The organism is Micromonospora sp. NBC_01655, assembly GCF_026339755.1.
In the GTDB taxonomy this organism is placed as follows: domain Bacteria; phylum Actinomycetota; class Actinomycetes; order Mycobacteriales; family Micromonosporaceae; genus Micromonospora.
In genome coordinates this window covers 1,525,329-1,540,705 of the sequence record NZ_JAPEQF010000001.1, presented here as the reverse complement: position 1 = coordinate 1,540,705, position 15,377 = coordinate 1,525,329, and the positions used below count along the sequence as shown (strand labels likewise).

Annotated in this window: 16 protein-coding genes; 10 read left to right on the top strand and 6 right to left on the bottom strand. The window is 72.4% G+C overall.

Features of this window, described 5'->3' with window-relative positions; all coding sequences use genetic code 11:
• Positions 1 to 69: 69 nt before the first annotated feature.
• A complete protein-coding gene (locus tag OOK41_RS07330; protein ID WP_117665253.1) occupies positions 70 to 1,173 on the bottom strand; it encodes an ABC transporter ATP-binding protein in 1,104 nt (367 codons plus the stop codon).
• A gap of 224 nt (positions 1,174 to 1,397) precedes the next feature.
• Here OOK41_RS07330 and OOK41_RS07325 point away from each other — a divergent pair, with 224 nt between their 5' ends.
• From OOK41_RS07325 to OOK41_RS07300, 6 genes are all read left to right on the top strand, one after another.
• Positions 1,398 to 1,946, top strand: coding sequence for a Uma2 family endonuclease (locus tag OOK41_RS07325; protein ID WP_266263489.1), 549 nt, complete (start codon positions 1,398 to 1,400; stop codon positions 1,944 to 1,946).
• Between the two features lie 32 nt (positions 1,947 to 1,978).
• Positions 1,979 to 3,415, top strand: coding sequence for a TldD/PmbA family protein (locus tag OOK41_RS07320; RefSeq protein ID WP_266263487.1), 1,437 nt, complete (start codon positions 1,979 to 1,981; stop codon positions 3,413 to 3,415).
• Positions 3,416 to 3,482: 67 nt separating this feature from the next.
• On the top strand, positions 3,483 to 4,928 hold the full coding sequence (locus OOK41_RS07315) for a TldD/PmbA family protein (protein WP_266263485.1): 1,446 nt from the start codon (positions 3,483 to 3,485) through the stop codon (positions 4,926 to 4,928).
• Positions 4,929 to 5,212: 284 nt separating this feature from the next.
• A complete protein-coding gene (locus tag OOK41_RS07310; RefSeq protein WP_266263483.1) occupies positions 5,213 to 6,019 on the top strand; it encodes a hypothetical protein in 807 nt (268 codons plus the stop codon).
• Between the two features lie 10 nt (positions 6,020 to 6,029).
• Positions 6,030 to 7,961, top strand: coding sequence for a fumarate reductase/succinate dehydrogenase flavoprotein subunit (locus OOK41_RS07305; protein WP_117665248.1), 1,932 nt, complete (start codon positions 6,030 to 6,032; stop codon positions 7,959 to 7,961).
• The gene (locus OOK41_RS07300) at positions 7,961 to 9,025 is read left to right on the top strand and encodes a succinate dehydrogenase/fumarate reductase iron-sulfur subunit (protein WP_266263481.1); all 1,065 of its coding nucleotides are present in this window, start codon (positions 7,961 to 7,963) and stop codon (positions 9,023 to 9,025) included. Before OOK41_RS07305 ends, OOK41_RS07300 begins: the two co-directional genes overlap by 1 nt.
• A gap of 79 nt (positions 9,026 to 9,104) precedes the next feature.
• On the opposite strand, the gene OOK41_RS07295 is transcribed toward OOK41_RS07300, so the two are convergent.
• Positions 9,105 to 9,545 carry a (deoxy)nucleoside triphosphate pyrophosphohydrolase gene (locus OOK41_RS07295; RefSeq protein WP_266263479.1) on the bottom strand — a complete coding sequence of 147 codons (441 nt, stop codon included), beginning with the start codon at positions 9,543 to 9,545 and terminating at the stop codon, positions 9,105 to 9,107.
• A gap of 183 nt (positions 9,546 to 9,728) precedes the next feature.
• On the opposite strand from OOK41_RS07295, the gene OOK41_RS07290 reads away from it, so the two are divergent.
• Complete coding sequence (locus OOK41_RS07290) at positions 9,729 to 10,037, top strand: 4a-hydroxytetrahydrobiopterin dehydratase (RefSeq protein ID WP_117665245.1); 309 nt, start codon at positions 9,729 to 9,731, stop codon at positions 10,035 to 10,037.
• Positions 10,038 to 10,232: 195 nt separating this feature from the next.
• Positions 10,233 to 10,595: a PH domain-containing protein gene (locus OOK41_RS07285; RefSeq protein WP_117665244.1), complete on the top strand. Its 363-nt coding sequence runs from the start codon at positions 10,233 to 10,235 to the stop codon at positions 10,593 to 10,595.
• Between the two features lie 1,219 nt (positions 10,596 to 11,814).
• Here OOK41_RS07285 and OOK41_RS07280 read toward each other — a convergent pair.
• A complete protein-coding gene (locus tag OOK41_RS07280; RefSeq protein WP_266263473.1) occupies positions 11,815 to 12,072 on the bottom strand; it encodes a hypothetical protein in 258 nt (85 codons plus the stop codon).
• Positions 12,072 to 12,302: a DivIVA domain-containing protein gene (locus tag OOK41_RS07275; RefSeq protein ID WP_266263472.1), complete on the bottom strand. Its 231-nt coding sequence runs from the start codon at positions 12,300 to 12,302 to the stop codon at positions 12,072 to 12,074. The genes OOK41_RS07280 and OOK41_RS07275 overlap by 1 nt, the downstream gene beginning before the upstream one ends.
• 266 nt (positions 12,303 to 12,568) lie before the next feature.
• Between OOK41_RS07275 and OOK41_RS07270 the strand changes: the two genes are divergently transcribed.
• Together OOK41_RS07270 and OOK41_RS07265 are read left to right on the top strand one after the other, a co-directional pair.
• Positions 12,569 to 12,982, top strand: coding sequence for a GntR family transcriptional regulator (locus tag OOK41_RS07270; RefSeq protein WP_266263471.1), 414 nt, complete (start codon positions 12,569 to 12,571; stop codon positions 12,980 to 12,982).
• A gap of 103 nt (positions 12,983 to 13,085) precedes the next feature.
• Complete coding sequence (locus tag OOK41_RS07265) at positions 13,086 to 13,805, top strand: vancomycin high temperature exclusion protein (protein WP_266263470.1); 720 nt, start codon at positions 13,086 to 13,088, stop codon at positions 13,803 to 13,805.
• Between the two features lie 9 nt (positions 13,806 to 13,814).
• On the opposite strand, the gene OOK41_RS07260 is transcribed toward OOK41_RS07265, so the two are convergent.
• Together OOK41_RS07260 and OOK41_RS07255 are read right to left on the bottom strand one after the other, a co-directional pair.
• Entirely contained in the window at positions 13,815 to 14,708 is an 894-nt protein-coding gene (locus OOK41_RS07260) for an alpha/beta fold hydrolase (protein WP_266263469.1), read from the bottom strand.
• 35 nt (positions 14,709 to 14,743) lie between these two features.
• Complete coding sequence (locus tag OOK41_RS07255; RefSeq protein WP_266263468.1) at positions 14,744 to 15,370, bottom strand: histidine phosphatase family protein; 627 nt, start codon at positions 15,368 to 15,370, stop codon at positions 14,744 to 14,746.
• Positions 15,371 to 15,377 lie beyond the last annotated feature (7 nt).

Sequence of the window (15,377 nt, the reverse complement as noted above, 5' to 3'; positions counted from 1 at the left end):
TTCCTCGCGCTCACCAGGGCCTGCCTTCGTTCACGGCTGCGGGACTCCGCTCCGCTACGTTCCTCGCGCTCACCGGGCCACCCCCACGTGTGCGACGTCCTCGCGGTACAGCAGGGTGCGCTCCCGGGCGGTCAGGTGGCAGGCGACCAGTTGACCGGCCTCGCCGGCCGGACCCAGCGGCGGGACCTCGGCGCGCGACCGGCCGCCGGTGCGGTCGGCGTACCGGCAGCGGGGGTGGAAGGCGCAGCCCGCCGGCAGGTTGATCAGGCTGGGCGGGTTGCCCGCGATCGGCACCAGGTCCGCGTCCGCGTCGCCGTGCAGCGCCGGCACGCTGGAGAGCAGGCCCCAGGTGTACGGGTGCTGCGGGCGCCGGAGCACCTGCTCCACGCTGCCCTGCTCGACGGCCCGGCCGCCGTACATCACCAGCACCTCGTCGGCGACCTGGCCGACCACGCCGAGGTCGTGGGTGATCAGGATGATCGCGGAGTGGAACTCGGCCTGGAGGTCGGCGAGCAGGTCTAGGATCTGCGCCTGCACGGTGACGTCCAGCGCGGTGGTCGGCTCGTCGGCGATCAGCAGGTCGGGGTCGTTGACCAGCGCCATGGCGATCATCGCCCGCTGCCGCATGCCACCGGAGAACTCGTGCGGGTACTGGTCGTACCGCTTCGCCGGCTGCGGAATGCCGACCCGGCCGAGCATGTCGACGGCCCGCCGCCGGGCCTCCCGCCGGCCGGCCCGGGGGTGGTGCACCCGGTACGCCTCGGCGATCTGCCTGCCCACCGTGTAGTACGGGTGCAGCGCCGACAGCGGGTCCTGGAAGATCATCGCCATGTCCCGGCCGCGCAGCCGGCGGATCTCCTCCTCGGGCAGGCCGACGAGCTGCCGGCCACCGACGGAGATCCCGCCGGTGATGGTGGCGCGCTTCGGATCGTGCAGGCCGAGCACGGCCAGCGAGGTGACGCTCTTGCCGGAGCCGGACTCGCCGACGATGCCGAGGGTGCGCCCGCGCTCCACGGCGAAGGAGACCCCGTCCACCGCGCGGACCGTGCCGTCCTCCGTGGCGAAGCGCACCCGCAGGTCGCTGACCCGCAGGTACGGCCCGTCGCCGCGCTGCTCCGGCACGCCGGGGCGGTCGCCCGGTTGCCCGGACGGCGCCGATGCTGGCTTGTCCACGACCGCCTCCCTCAGTGACGAAGAGAAACTACAACAGATCACTGGGGCTGAAAATAAGCTACAAAGCGGGGGCTGTCAGCGGGGCCCAGCGTAACGACTCGGCAACGCCGGCCGACAGCCTCACCTGGACGTCGGCGGCGACCTGTGCCGCCGTCGCACCTCGGGTGCGACCATGGGGGCGGCAACCGGGAGAGGATCCGCGCCGGATCGAGGAGGAGGTGGCCATGACCACGGCGGTGTTCGACCACGACGGACCGTGGACCGAGGAGGAGTACCTCGCCCTCGGCGAGACGTCCCAGCGGGTCGAACTCTTCGACGGGAGCCTCCACGTGACCCCGGCCCCCACCCCCCGGCACCAGCGGATCTCACGCAAGCTGGGCAACATCCTCGAACCGGCCGCCGAGGCCGTCGGGCTGGAACTGCTGGAGGCGGTGACCGTCCGGCTCAGGCCCGGACGGGTCCCCGTTGCCGATCTCGTCGTCACGAACCCGGTCGACCTCGACGATCCCAACGTGGAGGCGCACGAGGTTCGGCTGGTCTGCGAGATCATCTCGCCGAGCAACGCGGCCACCGACAAGGTGCTCAAGATGCACTACTACGCCGCCGCCGGCATCGACTGGTACCTGCTGATCGAGCAGGACACCGGCGCGCTGCGCCTGTACCACCGTCGACACGCCCACTATGTGGAGCACTCGGCGGTCAAACGGGGCGAGGTGCTGGAGCTGACCGAGCCCGTCCGGGCGACGATCCGGCCGGAGGATCTCGTCCCCTGACGGATGTCGGTCCCGTCACCTAGGGTCGGGCCATGACCGGATTCGATGCGGCGTCCGCGGCCGTGCAGGCCGCTCTGGACGCGGGGGCCCGGTACGCCGACGCCCGGGTGATGCACCGCCGGTACGAGTCGATGTCCGCCCGCAACGGCGACATCGAGGAGCTGACCCAGGACGAGAGCCTCGGGCTGGGCGTCCGGGCGCTGGTCGGGTCGAGCTGGGGCTTCCACGCCGTACCGGAGCTGTCCGACGCCGCGGCCCATGACGCCGGCCGGCGCGCCGCGCGGATCGCCGCCGCGAGCGCGCGCGTCCCCGGCCCGCCGATCGACCTGGTGCCGGCCGAGCCGACCGTCGCGAGCTGGGCCTCGGCGTGCGAGGTGGACCCGCTCGGGGTGGCGCTGTCCGACAAGGGCGACCTGCTGGTCGGCGCGACCGCCACGATGGCCGCGCACGGCGCGGACCTGGCCGAGGGGCTCTACCAGGTCTGGGACACCACGAAGTGGTTCGTCTCCAGCGAGGGGCACCGCATCGACCAGCACATCCGCGAGTGCGGTGGCGGCATCTCGGCCACCTCGATCGGCGACGGCGAGACCCAGCGCCGGTCGTACCCGAGCTACCGCGGCCAGTACGGCACCACCGGCTGGGAGCTGGTCACCTCGCTCGACCTGGCCGCCCACGCCGCCCGGATCGCCGAGGAGAGCCGGGCGCTGCTCACCGCCCCGCAGTGCCCGGCCGGCGAGACCGACCTGATCCTCGGCGGCGAGCAGCTCGCGTTGCAGATCCACGAGTCGGTCGGGCACGCCATCGAGCTGGACCGCATCCTCGGCTGGGAGGCCGCCTTCGCCGGCACGTCGTGGCTGGACCTGGCCCAGCTCGGCTCGCTGCGCTACGGCTCCGAGCTGATGAACGTCGTCATCGACCCGACCATCCCCGGCGCGCTCGGCAGCTTCGGCTTCGACGACGAGGGCTCCCCGGCGGCGCGGCGGGACGCGGTGCGCGAGGGCCGGTGGGTCGGGGTGCTCGCCGGCCGGGACTCGGCCGCCGTCGCCGGCCTGGACCACGGCGGCAGCGTACGGGCCGACGGCTGGGCCCGGCTGCCGATGGTGCGGATGACCAACGTCGGCCTGGAGCCCGGACCGCACACCCTCGACGAGATCGTCGCGGCCACCGACGACGGGGTGCTGATGGACCTCAACCGCTCCTGGTCCATCGACGACAAGCGGCTGAACTTCCAGTTCGGCTGCGAGGTCGGCTGGGAGATCAAGAACGGCCGGCGGAGGCGGATGCTGCGCAACCCCACCTACACCGGCATCGGCCCGCTGTTCTGGCGCTCGATGGACATGCTCTCCTCCGAGACCGTCGCGTGGGGCACGCCGAACTGCGGCAAGGGCCAGCCCGGCCAGACCGGCCACACCGGGCACCCGGCCGCGCCGGCCCGGTTCCGAAACGTCCGAGTGGGGGTCCGCGCATGAGCGAGCGAATCGTCAGGCGCAGTGCGGTGAATCCGCATGCGACCGCCGGGCGGGGCGAGGTGGTCGCATGAGCCACGACGCCGAGCGGCACCCGCTCGACCTCGCCGGCCGGGTGGTCGACCTGGTCCACCGGCTGGGCGGGCCGGGGGCCGAGGCCGAGGTGGTGGTCACCCGGTCCGAGCTGGCGCTGACCCGGTTCGCCAACTCCTTCGTCCACCAGAACGTGGCCGAGTCGGGCGTCGGGGTTCGGCTGCGGCTGCACGCCGACGGGCGGACGGCCGCCGGTGGCGGCAGCGTGGTCACCCCGGACGGGCTGGCCGCCCTGGTCGAGCGGACGCTGACCGCGGCCCGGCTCTGCCCGCCCGACCCGGCCTGGCCGGGGCTGGCCCCGCCGGTGTCGGTGCCGGCCGCCCCGGTGTGGGACGAGGCCACCGCGTTCGCCGAGCCCGCCGAGCGGGCCGAGCGGGTGCGCGCGTTCGTGGCCGCCGTCGGCGGGCTGGAGGCCGCCGGCTACTGCCGCACCGCGTACCGGTCGGCGGCGTTCGCCAACTCGGCCGGCCACTCGGCGCGGGGCAGCACGGCCGAGGCGGCGATGGACGGCATCGCCCGGGCCGGTGGGGCGGACGGGGTGGCCCGGCTCTGCGCGGACCGGCTCGCCGACCTCGACGGGGCGGCGCTGGGGCTCCGGGCCGCCGCGAAGGCCCGGGCCGCCGTGGACCCGGTCGAGCTGCCGCCGGGCCGCTACGAGGTGGTGCTGGAGCCGGCCGCCGTGGCCGACCTGCTGCACAACCTCGCCCTGTGGGGCTTCAACGGCAAGCGGTTCGCCGAGCGGCAGTCGTTCGCCGAGCTGGGCGTCGCCCAGTTCGACCCGGCGGTGACGCTCGTCGACGACCCGCTCGGCGGCTCCGGGCTGCCGTTCGACGCCGAGGGCACCGGCCGGCGGGCGCTGACCCTGGTGGACGCGGGCACCACGGTCGCCGTGACGCACGACCGGCGCAGCGGCGCGCAGGCCGGCGCGGGCTCCACCGGGCACGCGGCGCCGGGGGCGGCCACCTTCGGCCCGACGCCCGGCAACCTGCGGCTCACCGGCCCCGCCGGGGTGGCCGCCGCGGGCGACCCCGGTGCCACCCGGGCGGCCGGTGCCGGGCCGGTGGGCGGGCCGGAGCCGCCGGTCGGGCCGGTGCTCGACGCCGAGACCGCCGCCCTGGTCGCCGGGATGGACCGCGGCCTGCTGGTCAGCGATCTCTGGTACACCCGGGTACTGGACACCAAGAAACTGGTGATCACCGGGCTGACCCGCAACGGGGTCTGGCTGGTGGAGGGCGGCGTGCCGGTCCGGGCGGTACGCGACTTCCGCTTCACCGAGTCGTACCCCCGGGCGCTGGGGCCCGGCGCGGTGCTCGGGATCGGCCGCCGGCCCGTCCGGCAACCGGACCGGGTCGACGGCGTCTGGTGGGACGCACCGGCGCTGCGGCTGGCCGCCTGGAACTTCACCGGTGGCGCCTCCGGCTGAACCCCGCTGCTCCCGGCCGGTCCTGGGCCGGCCGGACAGTGAGGTTACTAACATCCGGAGCTCAAACGTGTTGCGAGGGCTTTCCGGGGGCCTGGACACACGGGACACTCCCTTGCGCGGACGGCCAGCGGAGATCGGCGTAACGTGTGTCACTTAGCTGCGCCGGCACGCCCGGTGTGGTCTTGGCTTGCGCGTGACGTGGCAGCGGGCACGGGGTTCGCCGGTCCGCATGCCGACCGGAACATGATGCCGCCCGTGAGGGCCCCGTCAGGGAGACGACTCGAATGACATCAACGGCAACGAGGCCGCGGGGAGCGCGAGCACGCGCCGCCATAGCGGCGAAGACGTTGCGGACCGACCGCTGGTGGCTCGCCCCACTGATCACCGTCGTCGGGCTCGGCGCCTGGGTCGCGTACGCGACGGTCCGGGTCTTCATGCACAAGTGGTACTGGGTGGACCAGTACCACTACCTGACCCCGTTCTACTCCCCCTGCGTCACCGACCGGTGCGTCGAGGCGTCCTCGCACTTCGGCAGCTTCCTGCCCGGCTGGTGGATCATCCCGGACGCGGCGCTGACCCTGCCGTTCCTGCTGCTGTTCCGGCTCACCTGCTACTACTACCGCAAGGCGTACTACCGGTCGTTCTGGCTGTCTCCGCCGGCCTGCGCGGTCCCGGACGGGCACAAGACCTACTCCGGCGAGACCCGGTTCCCGCTGCTCGGCCAGAACCTGCACCGCTACTTCTTCTACGCCGCCGCGATCATCTCGCTGATCAACACCTGGGACGCGGTCCTGGCCTTCCACTCGCCGAAGGGCTTCGGCTTCGGGCTGGGCAACATCGTCCTGCTGGTCAACGTGGCCATGCTGTGGGCGTACACGATCTCCTGCCACTCCTGCCGACACATCATCGGCGGACGGCTCAAGCACTTCTCGGCGCACCCGGTGCGTTACAAGGCATGGACCGGCGTGTCCTGGCTGAACGTCCGGCACATGCAGCTCGCCTGGATCACCCTCGGCACCCTGGCGCTGACCGACTTCTACGTCATGGCGATCGCCGCCGGCTGGTTCAACGACCTGCGGTTCATCAACTAGAGGGCCTGACATGACCACCACAAATCGCATCGAACGACACCACTACGACGTCGTCGTGATCGGGGCCGGCGGCGCCGGCCTGCGCGCGGCGATCGAGGCCCGGCTCGCCGGCAAGAAGACCGCGATCATCTCGAAGTCGCTGTTCGGCAAGGCGCACACCGTGATGGCCGAGGGCGGCGCCGCCGCCGCCATGGGCAACGTGAACAGCCGGGACAACTGGCAGGTGCACTTCCGCGACACCATGCGCGGCGGCAAGTTCCTCAACAACTTCCGGATGGCCGAGCTGCATGCGAAGGAGTCGCCGCAGCGGATCTGGGAGCTGGAGACGTACGGGGCGCTCTTCGACCGCACCAAGGACGGGAAGATCTCCCAGCGCAACTTCGGCGGCCACGAGTACCCGCGGCTGGCGCACGTCGGCGACCGGACCGGCCTGGAGCTGATCCGCACCCTCCAGCAGAAGATCGTCTCCCTCCAGCAGGAGGACAAGGCGGAGCTGGGCTCGTACGACGCCCGGATCAAGGTGTTCGCCGAGACCACCATCACCGAGCTGCTGCTCGACGGCGAGAAGGTCGCCGGGGCGTTCGGCTACTACCGGGAGTCCGGCGAGTTCATCCTGTTCGAGGCCCCGGCGGTGGTGCTGGCCACCGGCGGCGTCGGCCGGTCGTACAAGGTCACCTCGAACTCCTGGGAGTACACCGGCGACGGGCACGCGCTGGCGCTGCGCTCCGGGGCGACGCTGATCAACATGGAGTTCCTCCAGTTCCACCCGACCGGCATGGTCTGGCCGCCCTCGGTGAAGGGCATCCTGGTCACCGAGTCGGTGCGCGGCGACGGCGGCGTGCTGAAGAACTCCGACGGCAAGCGGTTCATGTTCGACTACGTCCCCGACGTCTTCCGCAAGCAGTACGCGGAGACCGAGGAGGAGGCGGACCGCTGGTACACCGACCCGGACAACAACCGGCGTCCGCCGGAGCTGCTGCCCCGCGACGAGGTCGCCCGGGCAATCAACAGCGAGGTCAAGGCCGGTCGGGGTACGCCCGCCGGCGGCGTCTACCTGGACATCGCCTCCCGGCGCTCGGCCGAGGAGATCCGCCGCCGCCTGCCGTCGATGTACCACCAGTTCAAGGAGCTGGCCGACGTCGACATCACCAAGGAGCCGATGGAGGTCGGCCCGACCTGCCACTACGTGATGGGCGGCGTCGAGGTGGACCCGGACTCCGGGGCCGCGTACGGCAGCGTGCGCGGGCTGTTCGCCGCGGGTGAGGTCTCCGGCGGCATGCACGGCTCCAACCGCCTCGGCGGCAACTCGCTGTCTGACCTGCTGGTCTTCGGCAAGCGGGCGGGCGGCCACGCCGCCTCGTACGCCGACCAGCTCACCGCGCGCCCGAAGGTGGCGATCGGCGCGGTGGAGGCCGCGGTGGAGACGGCGCTCGCGCCGTTGCAGCGCGACACCGGGGAGAGCCCGTACCAGCTCCAGCAGGACCTCCAGGCGGTGATGGGTGACCTGGTCGGCATCATCCGGCGGGAGGGCGAGCTGGCCGACGCGCTGGGCCGGCTGGCCGAGCTGCGCGAGCGGGTGGCGAAGGTCAGCGCGGTCGGCGGCCGGCGGTACAACCCGGGCTGGCACCTCGCGCTGGACCTGCGCAACATGCTGGTGGTCTCGGAGTGCACCGCGAAGGCGGCGCTGGAGCGGCAGGAGTCGCGCGGCGGGCACACCCGGGAGGACTTCCCGACGATGGACCCGAAGTGGCGGCGGGTGAACCTGGTCTGCTCGCTGGACGGCGACGCCGTGCGGCTGACCCACAAGCCGCTGCCGAAGATGCGGGCGGAGCTGATCGGCCTCTTCGACCGCGCGGAACTGGCCAAGTACCTGACCGACGAGGAGCTGGCCGACTTCGACGCCCTCGTCGCCGACGCCGACGCCGAGGAGGCGGGGAACTGATGGGCACCAAGCGTCACTTCAGGGTCTGGCGCGGCGACGACAGCGGCGGCGACCTTCAGGACTACCAGGTCGAGGTCAACGAGGGCGAGGTGGTCCTCGACATCATCCACCGGCTCCAGGCTACCGACGCGCCGGACCTGGCCTGCCGGTGGAACTGCAAGGCGGGCAAGTGCGGCTCCTGCTCGATGGAGATCAACGGGATGCCCAAGCTGGGCTGTATGACCCGGATGTCGACCTTCGAGGAGAACGAGACCGTCACGGTCACCCCGCTGCGCACCTTCCCGGTCATCCGGGACCTGGTCACCGACGTCTCGTTCAACTACGAGAAGGCGCGGGAGACCCCGGCGTTCGCGCCGCCGGCCGGGGTGGCCCCGGGCGACTACCGGATGCAGCAGGTGGACGTCGAGCGCTCGCAGGAGTTCCGCAAGTGCATCGAGTGCTTCCTGTGCCAGAACACCTGCCACGTGATCCGGGACCACGACGAGAACAAGCACGCCTTCGCCGGCCCCCGGTACTTCATCCGGGCCGCCGAACTGGACATGCACCCGCTCGACGCGCGGACCGACCGCCGGGAGTACGCGCAGGCGGAGCAGGGGCTCGGCTTCTGCAACATCACCAAGTGCTGCACCGAGGTCTGCCCGGAGCACATCAAGATCACGGACAACGGGATCATCCCGATGAAGGAGCGGGTCGTCGACCGCAGGTACGATCCCCTGGTGTGGCTCGGTAACAAGATCTTTCGGAGGGGTCAGGTGCCTCAGACCTTCGTGACCAGCGCGAAGCACGGCGACGCGGTGCACTCCAGCGCCGCGCAGGGCGGGTTGCACTCGCACGCGGGCGGCTCGCACGACCCGGCAGCCGAGGCCCAGGCCCAGGGCGGCGTCAACTGGCACCGCGAGGTGCCGAAGCCGACCGCCCCGGCGGTGGACGACAACGGCAAGCTCCCGCTGACGGAGCTCACCTTCGACCGGGCCGCCGCGCCGTCGCCGTTCGGCGACGACGTGACGTTCCCGCTGCCCCCGGAGCACCTGAACTTCGCCCACCCGGAGCAGGACAAGCACTGAGCACGACGACGCAGACGGGGGCCGCGGCACACGCCGGCGGCCCCCGTCCGCATTTCGCCCGTACGCCCGCTCGCTCCGTTCAGTCGGCGGCGAGCAGCGGGCGCAGGGCGGCGACGATCGGGGCGTCGGCGGGAAGCCAGGTGACCGTGTCGAGTTCGTGGGCGGACAGCCAGCGCAGGGCGGAGTGTTCCAGGGCCTGCGGCTGGTCGCCGTGCAGCAGGCGGGCGGCGTACACCTTGAGCACGGAACGGCCGTGGGCCATCCGCACGTTGCGGCCGACCCGGTCACCGACCTCCACGCGTACGGCCAGTTCCTCGGCGCACTCGCGGACCAGCGCGGCGGTCTCGCTCTCCCCCGGCTCCACCTTGCCGCCCGGGAACTCCCACATCCCGGCGACCTCGGGCGGGGCGGACCGGGCGCAGGCGAGCACCCGTCCGTCCGCGATGATCGCCGCGCCGACGATCACCTTCGGTTCCTGTCGTTCGGTCTGTCCGCCCTCGCTGGCCCGTTCGGTCTGCACGGGCGTCCAGGGTGCCAGATCAATCGGCGGTTTGGGTACCGTGGCCGTCCGCTAGTCCAGTAGAAGTGGGAAGTGTGGGCGTGGACACACCCTCGTTCGGGCGACAAACTTGAGGCACCGGCATAGACACGGGACGGCGACGATTTGGCCACAAGCCGGCAACGACGCCTGGGAGGGTCAGTGATGCGCGTGCTGTTCAGGGGGCGGACGAAGCACGACTACCTGAGCGACGCACTGACCCTGCTGACCGGATGGACCAGGGAGGGCGAGCAGATCCGGCGCACGCTGGTGATGGACGACACCCAACACGCCGCGCTCACCGAACGGGTGAAGGTGGTCGCCGACGCCCTGCACCTGCGCCCCGAGATCAGCCGCCGGGACGACCGGACCCAGATCCGGGTCGGGCACGGCGACGGCGAGCCGCTCACCGAGGGCGAGGTCCTGCTGGCGGCCCGCATCGAGGACGCCTACCGGGCCGTCACCGGCGAATGACCGGCCGGGCTGGGGCCGGGCTGATCCACTCCGGGCCGGGCAGGGGCCGGGTTGATCCACTCCATATGCCGCACGTCGTGGGTTCCCCTCGCCCGGAAGCCACCTCATGCCGCACATCGTGTTGATCGTGCCGCCGCCCGGGGCCGACGGGGTCTGACCGGCGGCGCGTTGGCGCGGCCGACCTACCGTGGAGTCATGGCCAACGCGACATACGACCGCAAGGAGCAGTTCCAGCAGATCCAGAGCGGGCTGCTGGACGGGGAGCAGATCATCGCCGTCTACGACGCCGTGGGCACCGGCACCGGGTTCATCGGCCTGACCGACCGGCGCGTGATCATCCAGGACCGGTCCTTCGTCGGCAAGCGGTACGCGATCACCAGCATCCCGTACTCGAAGATCACCAGCGTGAGCGTGGTGAGCAACAAGTCATGGGGCGGGGAGTTCTTCTCCACCGGGGCGATCGCCATCCACGTGGGCACGCACACGTACGAGGTCGAGTTCCGGGGCGCGCAGAAGAGCCACCACGTGCACAACGTGATCCTGCACTACATCTCCTGACCCCGTCCGGGCGGGCGGCACCCGGGCGGACTCCGCTCGATGCGGCTCGGTGGCGACGCTCACCCGCGACCGGCTAGGCCTCGTCGTCGAGCCACCGTTCCCGGCATCTGCGACACCTGCCGCCCCACTCGTCCCGGTCCCAGTCGTGCTCGGTCCGCACCTGAGTGACCTCGTCACAGACCTCGCAGACCTGGGCGTAGTCGCAGGGGTCGGCAGAATGAAACCGTCGCTGAGGTGCGGGCAGGTCGGTCACCGGCACGGAACGAGTCCGGTTGTGCTGGCGCCACCTCGACTCGTGCCCGCACCGGACGCAGTCGGCAACCTGCTCGCAGGGCTCCGCCGCGCCGCGGGCTCGGCCGTACGTGTGCACCACCTCGGCGGAAAAGAACTGGCCGCAGTGCGGGCAGCGCCGCTCGTGGCGGCACGGGTCGTCGGGGCCGACGAATTCGGACGGCAGATGCAGCCCGAGTCGACAGAGGGCACGTCGAACCCTGCCCGCCTGCTGCGGAGCTGACATGGCGAGTCCCAACCTCGACTGCGGAAAGGTACCGATGACAGTACGCCCCGTCACCCCCCACCGCTACGCAGCGCGGCCTCGACAGGCTGGCACGGGCAGGCGGGGCTTGGCCGCTGTTCCACAATGGGTGGCAGGACGACAGTGATGACTTTCCTCGGGTGGCCGTGGCGCTGGCCGTGGCCGCGTTCGTCCTGGTCTCCTGGCGGGACCGGCGGCGGCAGTCCGCCCCGGAGGACTCGGCGGCGGCCGAGCGGCACGGCGTCCAGGGCGAGGTGTTGCGGCGCGGGCAGACCCCTAGGCCGCTACACCGCCCTCGCTTGAGGTGCCGGGGTCACACCTTTATCGTCTGCTGATTTGTGAGACGACACGCCGGGCGAGTTCTCCATAATCAGCAGACGATCATGGAGCACCCCCGGCGACGGTGAGATGAGAACGGAGGCGGGCGGCGAGGCCCTGTCGGCGGCACCGGCCGGCCTCCGTGACCAGTCACTCGCCGGTCTCGCCGTGGCCAGGTGGCCGGCAGCAGGCGAAGGCGCCAATGCGGTGCGCCGGCCGCTGGCGACCCGGCGCGGCTCGCGCCGCACGGCCCGGCGGGATGCCCAAACGCCGGGCAGGAAGGCGGCGCTGGGCGGAAACGCCGACGCCGACCTCGACACAGACCCTAGGGGCTGACCGGGCTCGGTCCGGCGCGACCGCCGGGGGTCAGCGGCTCGGCCGGCGGGTGCAGGGGCCGTCGTGGTCGGCCCGGAGCAGGCAGCGCCGGCCGCCCGGCAGGCGCACGTCGCAGAAGACCCGATGCCGTACGCCCTGCTCGTCCTCAGCCGACACGGTGGTCTCCCCCGGGTCCGCCGAGGAGAGCACGCCCGCCCACCGGGCCACCACCCGGGCGAGCCGCACCGCGCCGACCAGGTCGGGGGCGAGCACGGGCAGGTGGACGACGAACCGGCCCCGGGCCGCCATCAGTGCCGCCCCACGTTGTATCGGCGGGCCTGTTCGGCCCGTAGGCGACGCACCTCGCAGCCGAGCCGGGCCGTCTCCAGCCGGGCCGCCCGCAGCGCGTCGTAGTGGACGGCCAACTCGGTGGCCAGCCGGTCCAGGAACGCCTGCACCTCCCCCGGGTCCAGGCCGCGTCGGCCGAACCGGGGCGGCCGGAACCGCTGCGTCCGCACCTGCCAGGGCAGCAGCGACACGGATGTCGAGGAGCGCGGGCAGGGCGACGCCCCGCGCCTCCACGACGCCCGCCCGGGTCCACCGGACCACCTGAAGAAACCACGCACCATCGATCACCCCTCCCCGCACCGGACCAAACCTCATTCGGTCGAGCCAGTGCACCTCAACGTTTCCGCCCAGACACCGACCGCAACTGGAACTATAAGCATGGGGCCCTTAAGGCATCAAGGCCTTATGGCCATATAGCCACAAGCCACCCTGGCCACGAGGCCACCACGCTGATGCCATGACCATCGATCCGCGTTCCCACACGCCCGTCTACGTGCAGCTCGCCGACCTGCTGCGCGAGCGGATCGAATCCGGCGCCCTGCCGGCGGGTTCGGCCGTCGGCAGCGAAACCCGGCTGACGCAGGAGTACGGCATCGGACGGGACGCCGTCCGCATGGCGATCTCGGTCCTTCGCTCCGAGGGACTCGTCACCACCAACCGCAGCAAGGGCACCGTCGTCCGGGAGGCACCGGAGCGGCGGCGGGTGGAGTTGCCGCCGGGGGCTTCCGTCGTCGCGCGGATGCCGAGCGGGAACGAGCGCCGGACGATGCAGCTCGACGAGGGCGTGCCGGTCCTTGAGGTGCGCGGTCCGGAGGGCGACATGGAGGTCCTGCCCAGCGACGAGGTCGAGCTGACCCGCCCACCGTCCTGACGGTCAGGCCTTCACCACGCCGCGGTGCCGCTCCCCCACAACCGACTGCGCACGGAGGCGGCGGGCAAGATCAGTTGTTGGGCGGTCCTGGGATACTTGCCCCATGCGGGGTCGACTCTCCACTCTGATCCGTTGGCTGCGCCCGGCCGACGGCCGGCGTACGCGCTGGCTGCGCCGCGCCGTCGTCGCGGCCGTCGTCGGCGCGGCGCTCCTGACCGGGGGCACCGTGGCCAGCGTCGCGTGGGTACGCGGTGGCGCGGAGGGGCACATCTTCGCCGAGCAGGACGTCCCCGAGGCGCCGGTCGCCCTGGTGCTGGGCACCAAGGTCCACCCCGACGGGACCCCGTCGCCGTTCCTCACCGCCCGGCTGGAGATCGCACAGCGGCTGCTCACCGCCGGCAAGGTGCGTGCCATCCTGCTCTCCGGCGACAACATGAACCCGGACTACGACGAGCCGACCGCGATGCGGCGCTGGCTGCTCGACCAGGGGGTGCCGGCGGAGAAGGTGGTGCTGGACTACGCCGGCTTCGACACGTACGACTCGTGCGCCCGCGCGAAGCGGATCTTCGGGGTGGAGCGGGCGACGGTGGTGACCCAGTCCTTCCACCTGCCCCGCGCCGTGGCGGTGTGCCGACGACTCGGCGTCGACGCCAGCGGGGTCGGCGACGAGACCGCCCGCGAGTACGACCGGACGTGGCGGATCAGCTCCACCCGCGAGTACGGCGCCTGCGTGAAGGCCGCGGTGGACCTGCTGTCCGGCCGCGACCCGGTTCACCTCGGCCACCGGGAGACCGGCGTCGAGGACGCGCTGCGCAACGCGTGACCCCGGCCCCTAACCGGCGGGCAGCAGGGCGTCCAGCCAGCTCAGCATGGCGGCGGTGTACTGCGGGCTGATGCTGTCGAGGTCCTCGCCCTCGTCGAGGGTGGGATAGTGGTCGCAGCCGTCGAGCCGGCAGACGGCGGGCGGGGTGGGGGCTGCGGCGGTGGCCCGCCGCCAGGCGGTGACGCTGGCGTCGATCGGGACCCACGCGTCGGTCGTACCGTAGAACAGCAGCACCGGGCAGGCCACCCGGGCGAACACCGGGGCCGGGTCGAAGTCCATGTCGCGCCAGGTGCCCGGCTGGTCGGGCAGCTCGCGCGGCAGGTATACCAGCGGGAACCAGGGGCGCTCGGCAGCGCGGTCGACGGCGGCCTGCGCCGTGGCCCGGTCGAGGTCACCCCGCTGGTACGCCTCCACCGTGGCCCGCAGCCGGCCCAGCTCGGCCCGGTCGGCGTCGCCGTAGCCGTGCAGGCGGAGCTGCTCGGCGGTGCCGTAGCGCATCTGGGCGGCGGGGCTGACCCCGCTGGAGGAGACGAGCACGAGGAAGGCGACCAGGTCCGGGCGGAGCGCGGCGGTCAGCGGCGCGGTCCACGCGCCCTGACTCAGCCCCCACAGCCCGACCGGCACGTCGCCGGCGTGCCGGCGCAGCACGTCGATCGCGGCGACCGCGTCGGCGGCCTGGTCGGTCAGCGGAACGTCGTGGCCATCCACCCGGGGCCGGCGGTCGAAGCGCAGCACCGCGATCCCCGCGCCGGGCAGCACCCGGGCCAAATGCTCGTAACAGAAGTACGACCGGTGCCCGGCCCCGGCCCCGTGCAGCACCACCATCCCGCCCCGCACCGGGCCGACCGGCAGGTCCAGCGTGGCCGCCAACCGTACCCCGGCACCGTCGAGTTCAAGCTCCACGCCGACATCCCACCGTGTCCGCCGCTTTCCGGGCGTCAGGAGACGTCGCTGAAGCGGCGCAGGGTCCACCGGGCCGGCGGCCAGCCGGTCGGGTCGTCGTCGGTGCTCCACTCGGTGATCGAGGCCGGGGCCACCGCCATGTCGAACGCCCGGAAGACCGGTTGACCGGCGAGGGCGTGGAAGGAGCCCTCGACCGTCTCGGTGTGCCCGACCAGCACGGCGGTGCCGCCCCGGTGCCGGTGCGCGATGTCCATGATCGCGCGACCGACCCGGACGACCAGCTCCGCCCAGGTCTCGTTGCCCTCCTCGAACGGCCGGAACACCCCACCGCCCGCCGTCGCGTGGTCGGTCTGGAACCGGGTCGTCGACAGGCCGTCGGCGTACGGCGGGGTGTGCCAGGCGCACAGCCCGCAGTCCGCCACCGGGCTGACGCCCAACGCCCCGGCGATGGGCCACGCGGTCTCCACCGCCCGGCGCAGCACCGAGGAGTAGACGGCCACCGGGCCGGCGGCCGAGAGTTCCTCGCCGAGCCGGCCGGCCAGCCGGTGCGCCTGGTGATGGCCCGCGTCGGTCAGTCCCCGGCAGCCGTGCGGGCCACCCACGACACCGTCGACATGGTGCACCGACTCGCCGTGTCTGACGAAGAGCAGCCGAGTTCGCATCACGCCA

What these genes read in the sequence shown, in the direction of transcription:
- OOK41_RS07300 (WP_266263481.1), top strand. Translation starts at nt 7,961, where the DNA reads ATGGGCACCAAGCGTCACTTCAGGGTCTGGCGCGGCGACGACAGCGGC.
- OOK41_RS07305 (WP_117665248.1), top strand. Translation starts at nt 6,030, where the DNA reads ATGACCACCACAAATCGCATCGAACGACACCACTACGACGTCGTCGTG.
- OOK41_RS07320 (WP_266263487.1), top strand. Translation starts at nt 1,979, where the DNA reads ATGACCGGATTCGATGCGGCGTCCGCGGCCGTGCAGGCCGCTCTGGAC.
- OOK41_RS07255 (WP_266263468.1), bottom strand. Translation starts at nt 15,370, where the DNA reads ATGCGAACTCGGCTGCTCTTCGTCAGACACGGCGAGTCGGTGCACCAT.
- OOK41_RS07285 (WP_117665244.1), top strand. Translation starts at nt 10,233, where the DNA reads ATGGCCAACGCGACATACGACCGCAAGGAGCAGTTCCAGCAGATCCAG.
- OOK41_RS07265 (WP_266263470.1), top strand. Translation starts at nt 13,086, where the DNA reads ATGCGGGGTCGACTCTCCACTCTGATCCGTTGGCTGCGCCCGGCCGAC.
- OOK41_RS07310 (WP_266263483.1), top strand. Translation starts at nt 5,213, where the DNA reads ATGACATCAACGGCAACGAGGCCGCGGGGAGCGCGAGCACGCGCCGCC.
- OOK41_RS07270 (WP_266263471.1), top strand. Translation starts at nt 12,569, where the DNA reads ATGACCATCGATCCGCGTTCCCACACGCCCGTCTACGTGCAGCTCGCC.
- OOK41_RS07280 (WP_266263473.1), bottom strand. Translation starts at nt 12,072, where the DNA reads ATGGCGGCCCGGGGCCGGTTCGTCGTCCACCTGCCCGTGCTCGCCCCC.
- OOK41_RS07290 (WP_117665245.1), top strand. Translation starts at nt 9,729, where the DNA reads ATGCGCGTGCTGTTCAGGGGGCGGACGAAGCACGACTACCTGAGCGAC.
- OOK41_RS07325 (WP_266263489.1), top strand. Translation starts at nt 1,398, where the DNA reads ATGACCACGGCGGTGTTCGACCACGACGGACCGTGGACCGAGGAGGAG.
- OOK41_RS07315 (WP_266263485.1), top strand. Translation starts at nt 3,483, where the DNA reads ATGAGCCACGACGCCGAGCGGCACCCGCTCGACCTCGCCGGCCGGGTG.